Raw genomic sequence first — 20,176 nt, 5'->3', positions numbered from 1 at the left:
AGCACAACGGGCGGTGAGGCGGGTCTGCTCACAAAAAAACCACGCACCAGCGTGGTGATTGGTCAGCGGCGGCGCGGATCAGCGAAAAATCCCGTCAAAACCTCTCAGGAATTCGTCCAGCCCTCCTGACGAGGATTTGGGTTATTCGAATATTTTCATTCCGCTGTTGTTAGCCAAGTTGCATGCATTTGTGAGTTTTAATCCCCTGACGAGGATTTGGGTTATTCGAATGTGTAAAATGCGCTTGTGATTCTATGGTTGAAGATTATCGGTTTTAATCCCCTGACGAGGATTTGGGTTATTCGAATTGAGCCGATAGTTAAGATCGAATTATCACAAGCGTTCTAGGGTTTTAATCCCCTGACGAGGATTTGGGTTATTCGAATATGCCATATGTTCAATCACGTCGATGCACTCAATACCTGTTTTAATCCCCTGACGAGGATTTGGGTTATTCGAATTCAAAGAGGATTGGCAGCTCTATCTGGATACGGTGGAGTTTTAATCCCCTGACGAGGATTTGGGTTATTCGAATGCCCTGATATTCGGAATAAAGCATTTGACTTGTTGACGTTTTAATCCCCTGACGAGGATTTGGGTTATTCGAATGCAAGTGATGATCGGCTTTCACCCCACAGCGCCGGAGATACGTTTTAATCCCCTGACGAGGATTTGGGTTATTCGAATTGATGCGTGGCACCACGCCGCAGTTGGCACATGGTTTCGTTTTAATCCCCTGACGAGGATTTGGGTTATTCGAATCGAAAGTCGGTCGCTTTTGACCGCGTATTGCGGGCCAGTTTTAATCCCCTGACGAGGATTTGGGTTATTCGAATGATTCATTTGAGAAACCAACCCACGACCTTCCTAGTCACCGTTTTAATCCCCTGACGAGGATTTGGGTTATTCGAATTTCCAAAAGCGGTACAAACTACCTGTTACTGAGTTTCGATGCGTTTTAATCCCCTGACGAGGATTTGGGTTATTCGAATAACTACATTCCTAAGCCCGATGAGATCCCCAGCTTTAAGTTTTAATCCCCTGACGAGGATTTGGGTTATTCGAATAGCGGAGCGAACCAATGGAAGAAAGCGGCGTTAGACTTGTTTTAATCCCCTGACGAGGATTTGGGTTATTCGAATCGCATTCAAAGCACGCTATATCGTTGTCGTAAATCGCAGTTTTAATCCCCTGACGAGGATTTGGGTTATTCGAATCACAAGAGCATATCGACAAACCGCTCCTCCGTCCGTGGGTTTTAATCCCCTGACGAGGATTTGGGTTATTCGAATCTAATGGCCCCGACAACGCGGTTGCCAGCCCTCCAAAGAGTTTTAATCCCCTGACGAGGATTTGGGTTATTCGAATAATGAACAAGGCGATGTCTTTCGAAGTGGTACAGAGTTTTAATCCCCTGACGAGGATTTGGGTTATTCGAATGGCGTTTTATATGTTCTAGTATCAGGTTCCTATCATTCAAAGTTTTAATCCCCTGACGAGGATTTGGGTTATTCGAATCGCAATCACAACCAAAGCCATGGAATCGACAACTACCATTGTTTTAATCCCCTGACGAGGATTTGGGTTATTCGAATACCACACTACAGGCACAAGACTGTCAATCAACAGGACAGGGTTTTAATCCCCTGACGAGGATTTGGGTTATTCGAATTGAATGAAGAAACAAGTTTACTTGTGCATCATGCGTTGTTTTAATCCCCTGACGAGGATTTGGGTTATTCGAATATCGATTGAGCCAAGTATTAAATACGAAGGTCAGACAGTTTTAATCCCCTGACGAGGATTTGGGTTATTCGAATGCAATTATGCAGATGGGACGCTCGGCGGGCGTGATTGTGGTTTTAATCCCCTGACGAGGATTTGGGTTATTCGAATTAATATTTAATACGAGCTTTGTCGTTTCCTTATTCGTTGCGTTTTAATCCCCTGACGAGGATTTGGGTTATTCGAATCTTTATCAATCGCCTGGTAGAAGCGCCACATGATTTTTGTTTTAATCCCCTGACGAGGATTTGGGTTATTCGAATTTTGTGAGTACCGCGCTCTATACGAAGCGCGGGGTGCGCTTTGTTTTAATCCCCTGACGAGGATTTGGGTTATTCGAATCAAGCAAGCCAAGGAAGGGCGTAAATGAGTAAGCATGAAGTTTTAATCCCCTGACGAGGATTTGGGTTATTCGAATCGTGAGTATCGCAAAGCCCTCGAAGACATTGGTATGCGGTTTTAATCCCCTGACGAGGATTTGGGTTATTCGAATACAGGGGATTAAAACTTGACGACGACCCTGTTAGGGTTTTGTTTTAATCCCCTGACGAGGATTTGGGTTATTCGAATGCATGATTCACAAAGCCAAACGCAAAACAACGTTGGTTGGTTTTAATCCCCTGACGAGGATTTGGGTTATTCGAATCATTGATTGCCGTGGCACGTTTTGCCAGTTATGTGCAAAGTTTTAATCCCCTGACGAGGATTTGGGTTATTCGAATGATCACGGTTTTGCCGCCGCCCGTTGGCAACACGATCAACGTTTTAATCCCCTGACGAGGATTTGGGTTATTCGAATCAAAACCGATGCGGTTCATATCGGGCACATCATGTTTTAATCCCCTGACGAGGATTTGGGTTATTCGAATTTCACAGCTCGGCTTGTATATCGCAGGCTATCAACCAAACGGTTTTAATCCCCTGACGAGGATTTGGGTTATTCGAATGTATCAACCCATATCGGAACAGCTAATTGCACATGTTCGTTTTAATCCCCTGACGAGGATTTGGGTTATTCGAATGACTAAATCGATGCAGCAGCATATACACAATGCCAGCGTTTTAATCCCCTGACGAGGATTTGGGTTATTCGAATGTTGGTTCCGTGCCACGATAGACAAAAAAGTAGGCGAATTGGTTTTAATCCCCTGACGAGGATTTGGGTTATTCGAATGCCACAGCAACACCTTGTCAACCGCCTCGGTCATATGCGTTTTAATCCCCTGACGAGGATTTGGGTTATTCGAATAAAGCAACGGTGATCCCTTTGCCGGATCGGGCGAATAATTATGTTTTAATCCCCTGACGAGGATTTGGGTTATTCGAATGGCTAACCGTACTTCGGGAATGCCGTCGCGGTTATCATAGTTTTAATCCCCTGACGAGGATTTGGGTTATTCGAATCTTTACCCAAAACACACTCAAATTGACATTTAATACCAAGGTTTTAATCCCCTGACGAGGATTTGGGTTATTCGAATGGATTTAACCTAGATAATTCTTGCTTCTGTCCTTTAAGTTTTAATCCCCTGACGAGGATTTGGGTTATTCGAATGAAATACAGCTCAATGAGTGAATAAATAGCACGGCCAAAGGCGTTTTAATCCCCTGACGAGGATTTGGGTTATTCGAATTGAGAGCTACGAAATAATAAATCGTGGCTCTTTATACGTTTTAATCCCCTGACGAGGATTTGGGTTATTCGAATTTTATTGACAGTGTAAGCCTGTGCGATAGTGAATACGAGGTTTTAATCCCCTGACGAGGATTTGGGTTATTCGAATATATTGGTTCTTTGGAGCCAATGGCTCCATTCATAAGTGTTTTAATCCCCTGACGAGGATTTGGGTTATTCGAATGTGTAGCACGTATGGAGTATAAATCATGCGAACAGGCAGTTTTAATCCCCTGACGAGGATTTGGGTTATTCGAATACCTTCGTTCGGGATGGGCAGGTCGTCAAAACAAAAGCCCGTTTTAATCCCCTGACGAGGATTTGGGTTATTCGAATTTAAACCACGCATCCCCAACGGCCAAAATATTCTCGGTTTTAATCCCCTGACGAGGATTTGGGTTATTCGAATGCAGTCAGTGCTGTAACCGCCGCTGTAACCTTTGTTGCGGTTTTAATCCCCTGACGAGGATTTGGGTTATTCGAATTTATACAGTACAGTTCGGCTTCTTTGAAGGTGTCTGTAAGTTTTAATCCCCTGACGAGGATTTGGGTTATTCGAATGGTATCCAAGTTGATCAATGCCCTATCGCCCTTACCCAGTTTTAATCCCCTGACGAGGATTTGGGTTATTCGAATAGAGTTATACCGCCGTCACGGGCGAAACCTTGCCGATGGTTTTAATCCCCTGACGAGGATTTGGGTTATTCGAATGGGTGATAATTTGCAAGCATGCTTGCAATTTGTACGTTTTAATCCCCTGACGAGGATTTGGGTTATTCGAATGTAACGCTTTCAGCGCATCGCCAGCCGATTGCACGTCAAGAAGTTTTAATCCCCTGACGAGGATTTGGGTTATTCGAATTCCACCAAAGCAACGTAAATCCATTTGGCGATTAAGTAAGTTTTAATCCCCTGACGAGGATTTGGGTTATTCGAATGTTGCCAGCGCGATCATGGGCGTGGCGCTCAATCCAGTTTTAATCCCCTGACGAGGATTTGGGTTATTCGAATATACCCCAATTTTCATGGCTTTGCAAGGCCCTAAAACGAACGGTTTGCGCGGTCCGATTTTTTTGGGCATTTTTTGGTAGGTTTTAAGTAAATTTGCATGTGGATAACTCACTTTTTGCCCTTCAGAATCGGATCGCGCGGCATTTTATAAAAATTAAATTGTGGATAACGTCACTTTTGCCCACGCTAGCGCCTTATTTCAAAAAATGTAAATCGTGACGCTGGTTTCGAGCGCTGGCCCATTGCCAACAATTTCGGTGTGCGGTGCACAAACGCCACACAACCGATAGGTGCGTAAATTATCGCCATCAGCAGGCCGCAACACTTTGTGCAGTTTACCACGCAGTTTGCTATATTGTTTGGCGGTTAGGTCGCATTCAAAGACGCTATATTGAACCCGTTGGCCAAAACCTTCAAGAATTTTGGCAATTCTGGTGCGCCGCTTGTCGACCGCGATGTCATAGGAAATCAAGTAGAGCATCGATCCTCCTAGCGCGTTGTCCACGCTTGGTAGCCGTTGCCAGTTTGAATCGCACGGGCCAATTGGCGCGCCTGTAGCTCGATACAACGCCAATAGCTCACCTTACCAGGTCGGCCATCTGCACCATCAGGATGGGTTACTTCGGTGCGCATACGTTCTTCAAACGCAGTAACAAAGCGTTTCTTGCCCTCGCTACTCAGCAAAATGGGATGCTTTGGGTCGTCGCTGGGGCTAAAATCACTAGCGCTCAGCCGCCCATCACTACAGCAGCGAATGACCAAGGCATCGACTAAAATTGGCCGAAATTCTTCAATCAAATCAAGTACTAATGATGGTCGATTGTAATCCAGTTGATGTAAAAATCCTTGATAGGGATCAAAGCCAACAGCCTGGACTGCACCTAAGGTTTTGTGCACCAGCAGCGTGTAGCCCAACGATAATAAAACATTCACTGGGTCGGTTGGCGGGCGACGATTGCGATTATTAAACATCCATTCTTGATCAAAGAGGCTGCGTAAGCCGCCAAAATAGGCTGCCGAGCCGCTGCCTTCAACCCCAACCAAGGAGCTAATTTTGGTCGTGCGATCAACCCGCTCGATAAAATGTTCGAGTGCTGCGATCGATTCCTGCACATTGGTATCAACGCTTTGGCGATTGCGGGCAAAGCGCTGCAACACCGCGCGGCAATTGCGTAATTTGCCACTGACACAGGCTTGCGCCATTGCCAAGGCCCATGCATCGTCATCAGCGCGGCGATATTGAGCACGCCGCAGCGCAACATGGGCAGTTACTTCGCCAATCAGCCGCCCATGATAACGCCCTTGGGTGGTCAAAAATGTCACTTCAATCTGCTGGTCTAGTAAGCGTTTGATCGCCGGCGTGCTAAACCCAACGTTGCCCATCACCACAATATCTTCAAGTTTGGCCATTGGCACGTTGCCCAGCTCTTGATCGGTTTGCCAAATTGCCAGCCGTTCACCGTCACAGCGAATTTCCGCACCTTGTTCAAGCACATACAGCGTAGCCATAAATTAAGCTCCTTTAGCGTTCAACTAAGCGGGCACGGCCTAAACCGCGGGTTGTTCCCGCTCCCACGCCGCTCCAGAAGGCAAAGCGGGCGAGGGTATCAATACACGAACACCAGTAGCGATCGCGCGAGGTAGCGGTGTAGGTGCAGGTGCCAACCGCGCCAATTTGCAGGGCTTGGTTTTTGGTTGGCTCGCGCTGTGAGCGTAAGTCAAAATAGCTGGTGGCCATACATTCGCTGGCAAAGCGCTTGACCTCTTCAGGAAAGGTCAGCGGCGCAACCGCATTCCATTTATCAAGCAAGCTGCCAAACACCAAATCAGGCGTTGGCATTGGCTGATTCAGCCCGCGCTGGCGAAACGTCACTGGCGAATGGAATTGCAGCGTCCAGCGCCGCGCAATCGAATCTTGGGCCATGCTGGGAGCCAACAAATCGCTATAGCTGCGCTGGCCAACCCATGGATGTTCATGATCTTGGCGTAAAATTGCCTCAACCCGCCAAGCAGTGCCGTCAAGATCCAATACATCCAACTGTTCAGGCTGCCACGATTGGGCCAAATCTTCCAAAACTGGCGTTAACAGCGTGACCCGCAAGCCATAATCGTCGCTGGTTTTGACCAAGGCGTGGTTGGCTTGAGGCTGGAGGCCTAACACATTCGAGACAGTCAGCGGTTTAACCCCAATTTCATCGTGAATTTGCTGGGCTAAATCGGGCTTAGCAGCCTGAATCAGTTTCAAAATGGCGGCGTGGGTTGCGCGGGCCAAATTTGGCTGAACACTAGCATTGGTGACGGGCCGAATTTGCATTATTAACGCCGTTGGCATCGTGGTATTCCTCATGCTCAAATATTAATCGAGTACCTGATTAACCCATTGATTGATCGCATCATAGGGATTTTTATTTAACGAACGTTGAGTTAATTGCTGATAGCTTTGCTGAATAGTGTTCAAGCTATTGATAGGCTTCCCATATAATCATTTGATCGAGGAATGTCAAGGCATTTTGTGCATTGTTTGCGTGGAGCAGTATCTTGGCCTCGTCAAGCGCATGGTAGGCCAGTTTAGCCGCTTGATAGAAGGGAAACTTCAACCCGCTGAAACATGGATTAATCGATTATAGCTGGTATAGCGTTGTAGATAGTGGACTCGAAAAAGCGCTGTTTCGCTCAGGCTAAAGCGTTGCGCTTGCAGAAAGTAGGGCGCTGAAGTTGGCTCGGTTGCTGGACTAATTTGGTTGAAGATTGATTCTAGTGGCGTAGTTGACCAAGCCTTGACCGAGTTTGTCATACTCTTCAATGCCCCTATGACTGGGGGATCACTCATACAACCTCCTTGTTGAACACTCACAATGCGCTTACTTTAGCTGATAGGTAAGTGCATATATGTGCGCGCAATACACGAATATCCGTTCGATTTAACGCCCACTCTTTAAATTGATGCAATTAAGTTTGTGTTTTTGCAGCTTGATTAAGTTAAGTAGCTATTGTAGATAGGTAGATAGTTTTAGATTGATGCTATGCATGTTTGCTGCAATAAAAAAGCCCCGCAAATGCAGGGCTGAGGATGAGGGAAGTATAGGCCATGTGGCTACGTGATGATAGGAGTATGGAGTGGATTGATTGTTAGGTTGGCCGTAAGCTGGCGCTGGCATACTAGGTTCAAATCCTTCCTCCTCACACACACTCTTCTCTTCTACAAGCGGCCCAACTGGGCCGTTTGTAGTTTTAGCGCTCTAAAACTAAGCAATCGTGCGGCGCAAAGTTGACCACGACGGCCTCGCCGCGATTGGGCAAGCTGCTTACGTTGGTGTCGTTGAACACATCAACAAAGAGCAATTGTTGCTCAACTTCGACATGAAAGCGCACAATCGGCCCAAGCAACATCTGCTCTTTAACGATGCCATGGAGTTGATTTTGGCTGGCTGCCCCATTCAGGCTGAGCCGTTCAGGCCGCAAGGCTACTTGGACAGTTGTGCCTTGTAACGCTGCATCGAAGCTATCGCTGACTGCAAATTGTTGCTTGCCAAACTGTAAAATGCCTTGCTTGGCATCGTGGAGAGTGGTTTCAAGGGTGTTGAGCGTGCCCACAAACTGAGCCACAAAGCTGGTTTTGGGGTTGTTGTAGATTTCTGCTGGCGTGCCAAGTTGCTCAACTTCGCCCTTTTGCATAATCAGCACCCGATCCGAGAGCGAAAGGGCCTCTTCTTGATCGTGGGTGACATAAATTGCGGTGATGCCAAGCTCGCGCTGAATGGCACGAATATCTTGGCGCAACGAAACCCGAATCTTGGCATCAAGCGCCGATAATGGCTCGTCGAGCAACAAAACTTGGGGCCGAATTGCTAAGGCGCGGGCTAGCGCAACCCGTTGTTGTTGGCCACCAGAAAGCTGGTGCGGGTAGCGGTTGGCAAATTCTTGCATATGAATAATCGCCAGCATTTCATCAACCCGTTGCGTAATTGCCTGCTTGCTGAGCTTGGCGATTTGCAAGCCATAGCCGATATTCTGCGCCACGCTCATATTGGGAAACAGCGCATACGATTGAAACACAATCCCAATCTTGCGTTTGCTTGGCGGAGTTCTGGTTATATCAGCGCCGTCGATTTTAATTGTGCCACCGCTGGGAGCTTCAAAGCCAGCGATCATGCGCAACGTGGTGGTTTTGCCGCAACCGCTGGGGCCGAGCACCGACAAAAATTCGCCGCGCTCAACCGCTAAATTCAAGGGCGAAACCACGGTTGTTGGGCCAAATTGCTTGGTTAAATTGTGTAATTCGATAAAAGCCATAACGTTTCCTTAGTGGGTTCCACCAAATTGAGTTTGTTGCTGATCTTTGCTATTGACCAAGAGCACAATTCCAAAAATGACCCAAGTGAGTGCAAAACTGATGATGGTTAATGCTGCTGGCTCGTAGGCTTTGTTTTGGCTGATCCGTGCGAGATATGGGCCAAACGCTGGCCAAGCCAGATATTGAGCTAAAGTTAATTCGCCGAGCACTGTGGCAAAGGTCAGAAATGCGCCATTAACCAATGCGCCACGGATATTCGGCACAATCACCTGCCAAATAATGCGCGGCCAGCCAGCGCCAAGGCTTTGGGCAGCTTCGGTCAGGGTTTTGACGTTGGTGGCACGTAGGCCAGCATCAATTGCGCGATACATATACGGCAGCGTCAACACCATATAGCCTGCGATCAACAAGCCGCGACTTTGCACCAAAATTACTGGCGGGCGGCTGTAGGATTTGATCAAGCCAAAAACCAACACAATTGGCGGAATCACAAACGGCATCAATGAAACTAATTCGATCAAGCGGTGTAAGCGTGGGTGGCGCAAATAGGCCCAATAGACCGTTGGCACCAGCAACAGCAAACTGGCAATAATCGTCAACAAGGCCATTAATGCTGAAAACCTGAAGGTTTCGTAAAAGCTGCTATCAGCAAAAACCCGTTGATAGGCAGTAAATCCCAACGTGTCTTTTTTTGCGCGCAACGAAAAGAGAAACGTTGCGATCAGTGGCAACAAGAAATAACTTGTGCCAAGTACAATAAACAGCCACGCAACCAGTGAAGGACGTTTTTTCATTGCAACCACCGTGCCGATCGGCGCTGAAGCCAGCTATAGAGCACCAAAACAAGGGTCATAATCAGCATCATGCCAAATGCCAGTCCATAGCCCAAATTGGGATTGTGCAAAATATCGCCCTGAATTTGCGCCCCAATCATAATTGGCACAATATTCAACGAGCCGCCAGTGAGCGCATAGGCTGTAGCATACGCACCAAAGGCATTGCCAAATAGCAAAACGACCGTGCTCAGCAACGCCGGAGTTAAAATTGGCAGCGCCACGCTGCGCCAATAATAGCCCCCAGAAGCCCCCAAACTTTCAGCAGCTTCGCGCCATTGCGGGCGCAAGGCCTCAAAAGCAGGCGTAAGAATCAATACCACCAAGGGGATTTGAAAATACAGATAGGTTGCGCTCAAGCCCCAAAAGCTATAGAGATTAAAGCCTTTATCATAGAGATTAAAGCCCAAATCTTTGAGTAAGACCGTGACAAAGCCAACCCGCCCCAAGGTTGCGATAAAAGCAAAAGCCAAGGGCACGCCAGCAAAGTTCGAGGCTACGCCAGAAAATGGAATCAAAAAGGCGCGCACAAAGCGCGGCAAGCGACCCAGCACCATGGCCCAAGCCAACAAGCCGCCAACCAAGGTTCCGAGCAAGGCTGTAATCCCGCTGACCTTCATACTGAGCAAATAGGCATTGACAATGCTTGGCTGGCTCAGATCGGCGATATTTTGCCACGTAAAGTTGCCTTGGTTATCCTGAAAACTGCCGATAACCAGCGAGGCCGACGGGAGCAGTAAAAAAGCACAGGCAAAGAGGAAAAACGGCACTGTGCCCAGCCAACTCCAATTAATGCGACGAAGGTCGAGGCGCGGCGATTGCGCACCTCGACCACGTTCTGAAGCTTGTTCTGCCACAGACAGGCGATCCTTCCTTAATTATTCCTTGACATCGACGTTGACGGTCGTATCCCAGCCATCGACAATTACTTTCTTGGCTGCTTCGAGTTGGGCCAAGGTTGGGAATACGGCGTTGGCGTAGAGTTCTGCTGGGGGCAATTTATCGGCAATTTCTGCTGGAATCACATTGCGTCCAACCAAATCGTTGTAGCGCACTGGGTGACCGCCACCTTTGAGCCAGGTCAATTGGCCTTCGTCTGAGTAGAGGTATTCCATCCACAATTTGGCGGCGTTTGGATGCGGCGCATAGGCGCTGATTGCTTGCACATACACGCCACCAAGCACGCCTGATTTTGGCACAACCACTTCGATTTCAGGGTTGCCGCCCAACTCATCGCGAGCGCTAATCGCCAAGTAGTCCCAGGTGATCATAATTGGGGTTTCGCCTTGCGCCAAGGTGCCTTGCTTGGCGATAACGGGTACGAAGTTCCCAGCTTGGTTCAATTTGCTGAAGAAATCCAAACCAGGTTGCACATTATCCAAGCTGCCACCGTTGGCCAGCGCTGCTGCATACACTGACTGAATCGCTAAGTTTGAAACCCGTGGATCGCCTGCCAAAGCGACTTGGCCTTTGTATTCTGGCTTCAAGAGGTCGGCCCAATCTTGGGGCACGTTTTTGACCACATCTTTGTTGACCGCAAAAGCCAACACGCCGTAGTAATCGCCAAACCAATAGCCTTCGGGATCTTTCAACTCATTAGGAATCGTGTCCCAAGTTGAAACTTTGTAGGGTTGGAGCAAGTTTTCCTGCTTGGCTGATGGGCCGAACGCAAAGCCAACGTCAATTACGTCGGGAGCTTGCGGGCCTTTATTATCTTTATTGGCCTTGATGGCTTCGATTTCATCGCCCGAACCAGCATCAGGATTGAGTTCGTTGATTTTGATGCCATATTTCTTCGAGAAATTTTCAATCATTTCGCCGTAGTTGAGCCAGTTGTGGGGCAAGGCGATGACGGTTAATTCGCCTTCAGCTTTGGCGGCTGCAATCAACGTATCCATTGCTGATGAGGTGCCACCTGTGCCAGTGGTTGGAACAGCGGTATTTTCGCTGGCGGCTGAGCCACAGGCCGTAATCATCAACGAAACGATGAGGAATAAGGCTGCTAATTTAGCAGCGCGGAGCCGAAAAGCGCCAAGCTTCGATTGAGCCATGGGTTGAATCTCCTAGCAAGCTAGACCATGATGCATGAAAATTGGTTGGTTTTTTGACGAGTGTAACCACAAAAATGGGCTGGATTGATGCTATGGGGGCTGATTTATCGTACTATAACATATTTGTAATATTTTGGTTAAGAACAGCTCATCCTTTAAAGAGTTAGCCACCAATCTTGCAAGATCTGGTATGATACAACGCCGTAGAGCAATGCAGCTCACTCACTGCAACGACGCACAACCCTGCAACCATGAAGGATTTAGCTGACTGATGAATTGCCTAGGTGAGGGCCATTCATCCTTCATCCTTCACCCTTCATCCTTACATTTGGAGGCTTTATGCGGTTAATTTTGGTGCGCCACGGTGAGAGTGAGTGGAATAAAATCGGTCGCTATCAAGGTCAAGAAGATGCGCCATTGAGCGAACTCGGCCAACAACAAGCCCAAGCCTTAGCCCAACGCCTCAAGCGCGAAAAGCTTGATGTGATTTATGCTAGCCCCTTGCAACGTGCCAACAACACAGCCCGCGCGATTGCCGAATTCCACCCCGATGTGCCATTTATCGACGACTCAGCCTTGCTTGAAATTCACCACGGCGATTGGCAGGGACTCTATAGCCCCGATGTAAAAGCCCAATATGGCGCAGAATTACGTGAGTGGCAATATTTTCCCACCCGCTCGCAAATGCCCAATGGCGAAAGTTTCTCCAACATTCTTAAGCGCGTGATCGACTTTAAAGAACGGGTGTTGAGCGAACGCCCCAATCAAACTGTAGTTTTTTCAACCCACGATGTGGTTGTGAAGATTTTGGTCGCCGATGCCTTGGGCATCAATATGGATCGAATCAACCGCCTGTGGATTACCAATGCTTCGATTAGCGTGATCGAATATGGCGAAGATTTGCCCTATTTGGTGAGCTTGAGCGAAGCCTGCCACCTTGGCAAATTGGCCACCGTGCGCGAAAACCAAACCGCCCTTTAATCTGTATCACCCCAAGCCCTCGCCTGATGCACAGGCGAGGGCTTTTTGATCGAATGTTCTAGGATTTCGCTTGACTCACTATAGCCGGAACCGCGAAGAGCGCGAAGGGCGCGAAGGAAACGTTAGGAATTGGAAATTGACCGAGTGAACATGGATCAGGATCACAGAAACCGCGAAGAGCGCGAAGGGCGCGAAGCAATTAACTCGGTGGTTTTGGCGTAATTCTTCGTGAAAAATGGGTGCTTCCCCTCGCCTGCGTTTCAGTGGGAGAGAGAGTCGGCCTTCAAGGGTCGGTTGTGAAGATCCCCTCACCCCAACCCCGCTCCCATGCGCAGGCGAGGGGTTTGAATCCCGTGGTTCGCTCCCAATTCCTTGGTGCAACACGGATGCTCCCCCTCGCCCGCGTTCAGTGGGAGAGAGAGTTGGCTTGGCCTTCAAGGGTCGGTTGTGAAGATCCCCTCACCCCAACCCCGCTCCCGTGCGCGGGCGAGGGGCTTTTTCACCCAGATCGATGGGAAACCATCGTCGACTCCCCCTCGCCCGCGTTTTCGTGGGAGAGGGGGTTGGGGGGTGAGGGAATGCTCTACAATCTCCCAATCGCTCAAAACCTACCCTTGTAAGAAGAGGGCTGGGGGGTGAGGGAACACTTTAATTTAATTGTAATAGATTAACGAGATTTTACCCCACATGGATTTTGCCCTATAATACGAGAACCGCACCGCTCTGTATCAGTGGAGATGACGAGTGTAAGACTATCTTAGGAACGCCTAGCTTAAGGAGGTCTCATGTCTTTCCGTAAACCGGGTAAGCGTTCGATTGGCTGGCTCTTGCTGCTGGTATTGATGATACCGCTGATTGCCGCCTGTGGCGCAAGTGCCACCCCAACTGCCACCGTTGGTTCAACTCCTGCTACTGGTGGCGAACCCACCGCCGCCGCAACTACTGCTCCTACAGATGACACCGCCGCAGCCACGCCAACCGAAGCGGCTGCTGCAACCGAGGCTCCAACAACTGGCAATGCCGATGATTATTTGGTATTCGGTGGTTCGGGCGAGCCAGATTCGCTTGATTCAATGGATACCACGACTGGTACGGCATTAATCGTGACCCGCCAGATCCAAGAATCGTTGCTGGGCTTCAAGCCAGGCACTTTGGAAGTGCAGCCAGAATTGGCTACCAAATGGGAACCAAACGCCGACTCGACCGAGTGGACGTTTACCCTGCGCGAAGGGGTCAAATTCTCAGACGGTACCGACTTCAACGCTGATGCAGTTGTGTTCAACTTCCAGCGCTTGTTTGTGCCCGATTTTGAGTTTGGCTTCCGCGCTGAGGGCAAGCAATACAACATCGTGCCCGACATCTTTGGTGGCTATGCTGGCGATGCCAACAGCGCCTTCAAAGAAGTTGTGGCCGTTGACCCAACTACGGTTAAGTTTGTTTTGACCCGACCTGTGCCGTTGTTGCCAAGCTATTTGGCCGCTTCATACTTTGGTATTTCATCGCCAGACGCGGTGAAAGCTGCCAAAGAAAAATATGGCTCGCCAGAAGTTGGCGGCGTTGGCACTGGCCCATTCAAATTCGAGCGCTGGGATGCTGGCCAAAGCATTACCTTGGTGCGCAACGAAGAATATTGGGGAGACAAGGCCAAAATGCCAGGTGTGGTTGTGCGCTTTATTGCTGAAGCACCCCAACGTTTGGCCGAGCTGGAAGCTGGTACGATTGATTTCACCATCAACTTGAGCGCCGATAGCCGCGATAAAATCGCTTCAAGCGCCGAGTTGCAAGTTGTCGATTTGACTCCGTTCAACATTGCCTACTTGTCGTTGAACCTCAACAACAAGCCATTTGACGATGTGAAAGTTCGTCAAGCAGTGGCCTATGCAATCAACAAGCAAGAAATTCTCGATGCCTCGTATGGTGGTGTTGGCTCGATTGCCGACGACTTCTTGCCCGATGGCTTGTCGGATTATCGCCCAAGCGATTTAGAGCCATATGCCTATGACCCTGATAAAGCCAAAGCCTTGTTGGCCGAAGCTGGCTATGCTGATGGCTTTAGCACCATGGTCTTGACCGATGGCACCGAATTGCCCTTGGAATTGTGGTACATGCCGGTTTCACGGCCTTACTACCCCGATGCCAAGTCGGTGGCCGAACTCTACGCCGCCCAACTCTCCGACGTTGGGATCAAGGTCGAACTCAAAACCGAAGATTGGGGCGTATACCTCGATAACTGGGATGCTGGCCTGAAAAACGGCATGGTGATGTTGGGTTGGACTGGCGACTATGGCGACCCAAACAACTTCTTGTTCACCCACTTTGGTCCAGGCAACGCCGACGAAGCTGGGTATAGCAACGAAGAAGTTTGGAAGTTGCTGGCTGATGCTGGTGGCGCAACCACGCCAGCTGAATCGATCAAATTGTTCCAAGAAGCTGGCAAGTTGATTAATAGCGATTTGCCACGGATTCCAATCGTTCATGCTCCCCCAGTTTTGGCCGCTAAGAAATCGCTGCAAGGTTGGGTGCCAAATCCAACTGGTGGCGAATCCTTCGCGCCAATTTCGATTACCAAATAACCAATAGCCGAGCCTACGCCGCTTGTTAGCCCTTAACAAGCGGCGTATAGTAAGGAAGAATGCATGCTTGGGTATATTTTTCGTCGGCTGCTTGGCATTATTCCCGTCCTGCTTGGCATTTCACTGCTGGTTTTTACCCTGTTGCGCACCATCCCCGGCGATCCCGCGATTATTATTTTGGGCGAACGCTCAACCCCCGAACAACGCGCAGCTCTGCGCACCAAACTCAAGCTTGATCGGCCCTTATACCTTAATTTTGAGGGCGGCAACGTTCTTGAAAGCCAATATGTAACCTATATCACCAATTTTGCCACTGGCGATTTTGGCGATTCGATCAAAACCCGCCAAGCAATTTCCAAAGAATTAAAGGAGCGTTTTCCAGCGACAATTGAATTAGCGCTGAGCGCATTATTGATTGCGGTCGTGGTTGGAGTAACCACGGGCGTGGTTTCGGCGACCAAACGTGGCTCGTTGCTTGATGCTGGGAGTATGATTGTGGCGCTGCTGGGCGTTTCAATCCCCATTTTCTGGCTTGGCTTGATGATGCAATATCTGTTCTCGGTCAAGCTCAAATGGCTCGACCCCAGTTTACGGCTTGATACCAGCTTACATGGCACGTTTAAGCCAATTACGGGCCTGTATTTGCTCGATGGCTTGTTACTTGGTCGATTTGACATAACCGCAAATGCCTTTAAGCACTTGATTATGCCGAGCCTTGCCTTGGCAACCGTGCCACTGGCCAGCATTGCGCGTATGACCCGTTCGGCCATGCTCGAAGTGCTGTATCAAGATTATATTCGCACAGCGCGGGCCAAAGGGTTATCGGCGCGGATTACGATTTTGCGCCACGGCTTGCGCAATGCCCTAATTCCCGTGATTACGGTGATTGGGCTGCAACTGGGCTTTTTGCTTGGCGGAGCCGTTTTGACTGAAACGGTTTTTTCGTGGCCAGGTATTGGGCGCTGGTTGCTCGATGGCATTTTGGCGCGCGATTATCCAGTGGTGCAAAGCGGCGTGATGTTTGTTTCGCTGGTGTTTGTGTTGATCAATACCTTAGTTGATATTTCCTACCGCTTCTTTGACCCACGGATTCAATTTAAATAACGCTGCTCGGCGTTTTGCACTGGGCTAGTAAAGGGTGACTATGGCGACAACTGAACCAACTATCACCAATAAACCGACGAGCGATCAAGCGTTACTGTTGCGCAAGCCGCGCTCGCTCTGGAGTGATGCTCGGCGGCGGCTATTGAGTAGCACGGTTGGCCTTATGGGGATGACGATTTGTGCCTTTTTGTTTGCGATTGCGATTATCACGCCGATTGTGCAACCACTCGACCAAACCCTCAATCGTGATACTGCCAATAAATTGCAGCCGCCGTCGTGGCTGATGAGCCAGGAAGAACGGGCCGACGCTGCCAAGAAAAGCATCGATAAAGCGCGCAAGGATACGCCGTGGGGTCTGTTTGAACGCCCATTCGGCACCGACCAACTAGGCCGCGACATCTTTATTCGGGTGTTGCATGGTGCGCCCATTTCGCTGACGGTTGGTACGTTTGCAGTGGTCTTGGCGGTGATTTTTGGCTCGCTGCTTGGCCTGGTTTCGGGCTTTTTCGGCGGCATTATCGATACGATCACAACTTGGCTGATGGATATTTTGCTGGCGTTTCCTTCGATTCTGCTAGCAATTGCTTTGACGGCAATTAGCAATAACCGTGAATCGTTTTCGTATAAATTTAGCCAACAAATTACCAACCTGCCAATTTTGCAAACGATCTTTGATCCGCCGTTGTTCAATGCGATGTTGGCGGTAGCCGTGATCGAGGTGCCAATTTTCGGGCGGATTGCACGGGCTGCGGTGTTGAGCGTGCGGAATCAAGAATATATTCACGCTGCCGAGGCGGTTGGGGTCAGTCGCATTCGGATGCTGATGCGGCATATTTTGCCCAACAGCTTAACCCCAATTTTGGTGCAAATGACCTTGAGCGTAGCTTCGTCGATTACCAGTGTGGCGGCGTTGGGCTTTTTGGGGCTTGGTGCACAACCGCCGCGACCTGAATGGGGTTCGATGCTATCAACTGCCCGCGAGTATGTTGGCACTGGCCAATGGTGGTATGCGCTGTTTCCGGGCATTGCGATTATGCTGACCGTGCTGGGCTTTAATTTGCTTGGCGATGGCTTGCGCGATGCGCTTGATCCGCGGCTGAAGCATTGATGCAGGGTCAGGGGTTACTTTCAAGGGTAGGTAGTTAATACAGGAGACCCCGGTTCAGGATAAAAACGCCCAACGGGAAGGGACTGGTGGGTGATGAGGCGGCTAATGATCAGCAGGAGTTCACGCCGAAAACAGCTGAGCATGCGGGGCCGCACCGAGACCACGGCTGGTGACCATGCGGGATCGGGCAGGGTCACATCGACATCCGTAGCGGGCGGTGGGTCGTCCGCATCCGCCTCGCCGCCCACACTCACCACCAGAGCGTCGCAACGGCCAACACAACCCACCAGCAGGCTATCCGATCGGGGCCGGTCATGTTCGTCTGTTCCCAATGCCAGCCACCCCGTTTCAGGTCTTTGAACCCTTGTTCAATCCAGCCGCGCATCCCATACTATGCCCACGTTGCTTCATCAGGAGCCAGATCCGTAATCACCAGCCACGGGTCGGCATACGCGGCATTCCATACGGCCAAGAGCGTACACGCAAGGGGCATCCCCTTGAAACAGGTTGTCGATCCCAGCCAGTGCTGCCCATGCTGGCCCACGACCGCCGCCAACGGTGGGCATTCGGACGATGGAATCCACGGGCATTAATCCGCAGCAAGGGATGCCAGCCAGCACCACCAATCGCCTGAAAGAGCCAGCGGCCATAGAAGCCGTGATCCGCCGCGACAATGACCGTCCATGCGGGCGGGATTGCCTGCTGAAGGATGGTGATCAACGGTTCCCAATGCGGTCGCCACGCACCCGGGGTGGTTGCGCCAACGCCGTGCCAAGCAACGGGAATCGTGCAACTGCGATAGACGATACTGATGGTCAACACGGTGACGGTCTGGCGCAGGGTTGTGGCATCCAAGACGAGGACGATGCGGCGATCCGTCGCCGACCACCATGCCCGTACCCAACGGACGAGCGCGGGAAAGATGGTGATGACATCAAGGGTCGTGCGATGCGTCCCCGTTTGGCAGCAGCGGCACGGGGGAATTCGCATAGGCGTTGGCGCATGGTATTGGCGGAGGAATCCCCAAGGGTGGCGAGGAAGACACTCAGGCTGGTGTGACCACACGAGTGGGTCATGACCATGGCAAAACTGGCCCAGGCAATGACGCGCCCATAGCAGCGGGCGATCTGCGGCAAGTGCGTCTGGACTAGGGCTTCTCAGGCGGTTAAACTTGGATGGAACGGCAGAGAATTCCTCGTGACACGTCCAGTATCCGCGGATTGGATGCCGTTTGTGCAGCGCATCGGTTCACTACCTACCCTTGTAAGTTGCCACTCCCTCGGTGATCTCCCATCCCCGCACGCCAGCAGAACCAACAAAAAAACCGCAGCAGGGCTACGGTCATGATCGTGCGGCCTTATTCTCCAGACTTGACATGTTTATACGATACTCGCGGTCGGGGCTGTGTGTTGAACTGGTCATGGCGTTGGCTGTTCTTAAACCTTCGTTCGTTTTAAACCCCTCGTCGTCGGGGCAGGGTGTTGAACCGAGCTAGAAAAGCTTCTTGATCAAGCGGAACAGGTGTTTTAAACCCCTCGTCGTCGGGGCAGTGATTTGAACGCAGTGCTACTAGCCGCCTTGGTCGGAATAATAGGGTTTTAAACCCCTCGTCGTCGGGGCAGTGATTTGAACTTACACTATCAGAAGATCGGAAGAAACAAATTAAGTTTTAAACCCCTCGTCGTCGGGGCAGTGATTTGAACAAGGTATTAGTAGATACTATTTCAATACCAGCAATAATGTTTTAAACCCCTCGTCGTCGGGGCAGTGCTATGAACGTTTTGAAATGAAAGTCAATTTCCAAGTTCAACCTGAAGTTTTAAACCCCTCGTCGTCGGGGCAGGGTGTTGAACGAATAACATCGTCTTCACGTCGATCCTGTTCCAACTGTTTTAAACCCCTCGTCGGCGGGGCAGGGTGTTGAACACGCTGAATTTGGTGTTGCCAATGGCATCCACCATTTCAAGTTTTAAACCCCTCGTCGTCGGGGCAGGGTGTTGAACTTTATCCTATTCCACCCGAGCTACTTCCTGAAATTAGTTTTAAACCCCTCGTCGTCGGGGCAGGGTGTTGAACTCAACCCTGAATCACTACAATTTCAGGGTTCATATGGTTTTAAACCCCTCGTCGTCGGGGCAGGGTGTTGAACTCGACTACGACGGAAATATTCAAGAAGAATTTATTTTTGTTTTAAACCCCTCGTCGTCGGGGCAGGGTGTTGAACACCCAAACTTCAAAACTTCAAATTTCTTATGATAAGTTTTAAACCCCTCGTCGGCGGGGCAGTGATATGAACCGGCGATCGCTACCTTCGGTAGCAATCGCTACACCTACGTTTTAAACCCCTCGTCGTCGGGGCAGTGATATGAACTTTCGAGGCCCACCTATTTCAAAATCAAGTTTGAAGTTTTAAACCCCTCGTCGTCGGGGCAGTGATATGAACGCGTGTGCTCATCCACCTAAGTAAGTTTAACTTATGTTTTAAACCCCTCGTCGTCGGGGCAGTGATATGAACTGGATCCTTCTGTAGTTTTTTTAAGGAGTATCCCATGGTTTTAAACCCCTCGTCGTCGGGGCAGTGATATGAACTAGCATTCATGTTGAACGCCTATGCCATGCCGACCAAGTTTTAAACCCCTGGTATAAACAAATCATGCAATCATGGATGCGACAATGGATTTGCTTGACCCCATTGCCGCATTGATTTGTCTATGACCCTTGGGGAGGATCACATGACCCATCCTAGCACACCACCGACCAC

General features: G+C 49.8%; 14 protein-coding genes and 1 CRISPR repeat array. Of the genes, 4 read left to right on the top strand and 10 right to left on the bottom strand.

From position 1 onward, the window contains the following. Positions 1-114 precede the first annotated feature (114 nt). A CRISPR array of direct repeats spans positions 115-4,471; the repeat unit is 37 nt; unit sequence GTTTTAATCCCCTGACGAGGATTTGGGTTATTCGAAT. A gap of 199 nt (positions 4,472-4,670) precedes the next feature. The 8 genes from cas2 to C5S61_RS23320 all read right to left on the bottom strand — a co-directional run bounded on the left by cas2 (position 4,671) and on the right by C5S61_RS23320 (position 11,574). Next, positions 4,671-4,952, bottom strand: coding sequence for a CRISPR-associated endonuclease Cas2 (cas2, locus tag C5S61_RS23355; protein ID WP_110519435.1), 282 nt, complete (start codon positions 4,950-4,952; stop codon positions 4,671-4,673). Between the two features lie 8 nt (positions 4,953-4,960). Further along, positions 4,961-5,980, bottom strand: a complete 1,020-nt coding sequence (cas1, locus tag C5S61_RS23350) for a CRISPR-associated endonuclease Cas1 (protein ID WP_110519433.1) — start codon at positions 5,978-5,980, stop codon at positions 4,961-4,963. Between the two features lie 13 nt (positions 5,981-5,993). After that, positions 5,994-6,803: a CRISPR system precrRNA processing endoribonuclease RAMP protein Cas6 gene (gene cas6 / locus C5S61_RS23345; protein WP_110519431.1), complete on the bottom strand. Its 810-nt coding sequence runs from the start codon at positions 6,801-6,803 to the stop codon at positions 5,994-5,996. 261 nt (positions 6,804-7,064) lie between these two features. Further along, on the bottom strand, positions 7,065-7,301 hold the full coding sequence (locus C5S61_RS23340) for a hypothetical protein (RefSeq protein ID WP_110519429.1): 237 nt from the start codon (positions 7,299-7,301) through the stop codon (positions 7,065-7,067). Between the two features lie 401 nt (positions 7,302-7,702). Next, positions 7,703-8,764 (bottom strand): ABC transporter ATP-binding protein, encoded by a 1,062-nt coding sequence (locus C5S61_RS23335; protein WP_110519426.1) that lies wholly within the window; start codon positions 8,762-8,764, stop codon positions 7,703-7,705. Positions 8,765-8,773: 9 nt separating this feature from the next. Further along, positions 8,774-9,559 (bottom strand): ABC transporter permease, encoded by a 786-nt coding sequence (locus tag C5S61_RS23330; protein WP_110519424.1) that lies wholly within the window; start codon positions 9,557-9,559, stop codon positions 8,774-8,776. Continuing rightward, positions 9,556-10,455 carry an ABC transporter permease gene (locus tag C5S61_RS23325; RefSeq protein WP_110519422.1) on the bottom strand — a complete coding sequence of 300 codons (900 nt, stop codon included), beginning with the start codon at positions 10,453-10,455 and terminating at the stop codon, positions 9,556-9,558. Before C5S61_RS23325 ends, C5S61_RS23330 begins: the two co-directional genes overlap by 4 nt. A 21-nt stretch (positions 10,456-10,476) precedes the next feature. Continuing rightward, positions 10,477-11,574, bottom strand: a complete 1,098-nt coding sequence (locus C5S61_RS23320; protein ID WP_439109062.1) for an ABC transporter substrate-binding protein — start codon at positions 11,572-11,574, stop codon at positions 10,477-10,479. A 414-nt stretch (positions 11,575-11,988) separates the two neighbouring features. Here C5S61_RS23320 and C5S61_RS23315 point away from each other — a divergent pair, with 414 nt between their 5' ends. From C5S61_RS23315 to C5S61_RS23295, 4 genes are all read left to right on the top strand, one after another. Beyond that, on the top strand, positions 11,989-12,630 hold the full coding sequence (locus C5S61_RS23315) for a histidine phosphatase family protein (protein ID WP_110519418.1): 642 nt from the start codon (positions 11,989-11,991) through the stop codon (positions 12,628-12,630). Positions 12,631-13,415: 785 nt separating this feature from the next. Next, a complete protein-coding gene (locus C5S61_RS23305) occupies positions 13,416-15,203 on the top strand; it encodes an ABC transporter substrate-binding protein (protein ID WP_110519414.1) in 1,788 nt (595 codons plus the stop codon). A 63-nt stretch (positions 15,204-15,266) separates the two neighbouring features. After that, the gene (locus C5S61_RS23300) at positions 15,267-16,307 is read left to right on the top strand and encodes an ABC transporter permease (protein WP_110519412.1); all 1,041 of its coding nucleotides are present in this window, start codon (positions 15,267-15,269) and stop codon (positions 16,305-16,307) included. A 40-nt stretch (positions 16,308-16,347) separates the two neighbouring features. Then, positions 16,348-17,415 carry an ABC transporter permease gene (locus C5S61_RS23295; RefSeq protein WP_110519410.1) on the top strand — a complete coding sequence of 356 codons (1,068 nt, stop codon included), beginning with the start codon at positions 16,348-16,350 and terminating at the stop codon, positions 17,413-17,415. Positions 17,416-17,665: 250 nt separating this feature from the next. Here the strand turns inward: C5S61_RS23295 and C5S61_RS27625 are convergent, their stop codons facing one another. Both C5S61_RS27625 and C5S61_RS26670 read right to left on the bottom strand, forming a co-directional pair. Continuing rightward, on the bottom strand, positions 17,666-17,800 hold the full coding sequence (locus C5S61_RS27625) for a hypothetical protein (protein WP_369128100.1): 135 nt from the start codon (positions 17,798-17,800) through the stop codon (positions 17,666-17,668). Between the two features lie 44 nt (positions 17,801-17,844). Then, the gene (locus C5S61_RS26670; protein ID WP_124033496.1) at positions 17,845-18,405 is read right to left on the bottom strand and encodes a hypothetical protein; all 561 of its coding nucleotides are present in this window, start codon (positions 18,403-18,405) and stop codon (positions 17,845-17,847) included. Positions 18,406-20,176 lie beyond the last annotated feature (1,771 nt).

The sequence above is a fragment of the Herpetosiphon llansteffanensis genome, assembly GCF_003205875.1.
Taxonomy (GTDB): Bacteria; Chloroflexota; Chloroflexia; order Chloroflexales; family Herpetosiphonaceae; genus Herpetosiphon; species Herpetosiphon llansteffanensis.
The sequence above is the reverse complement of the archived record's forward strand: the minus strand, read 5'-3'. Positions and strand labels throughout refer to the sequence as shown.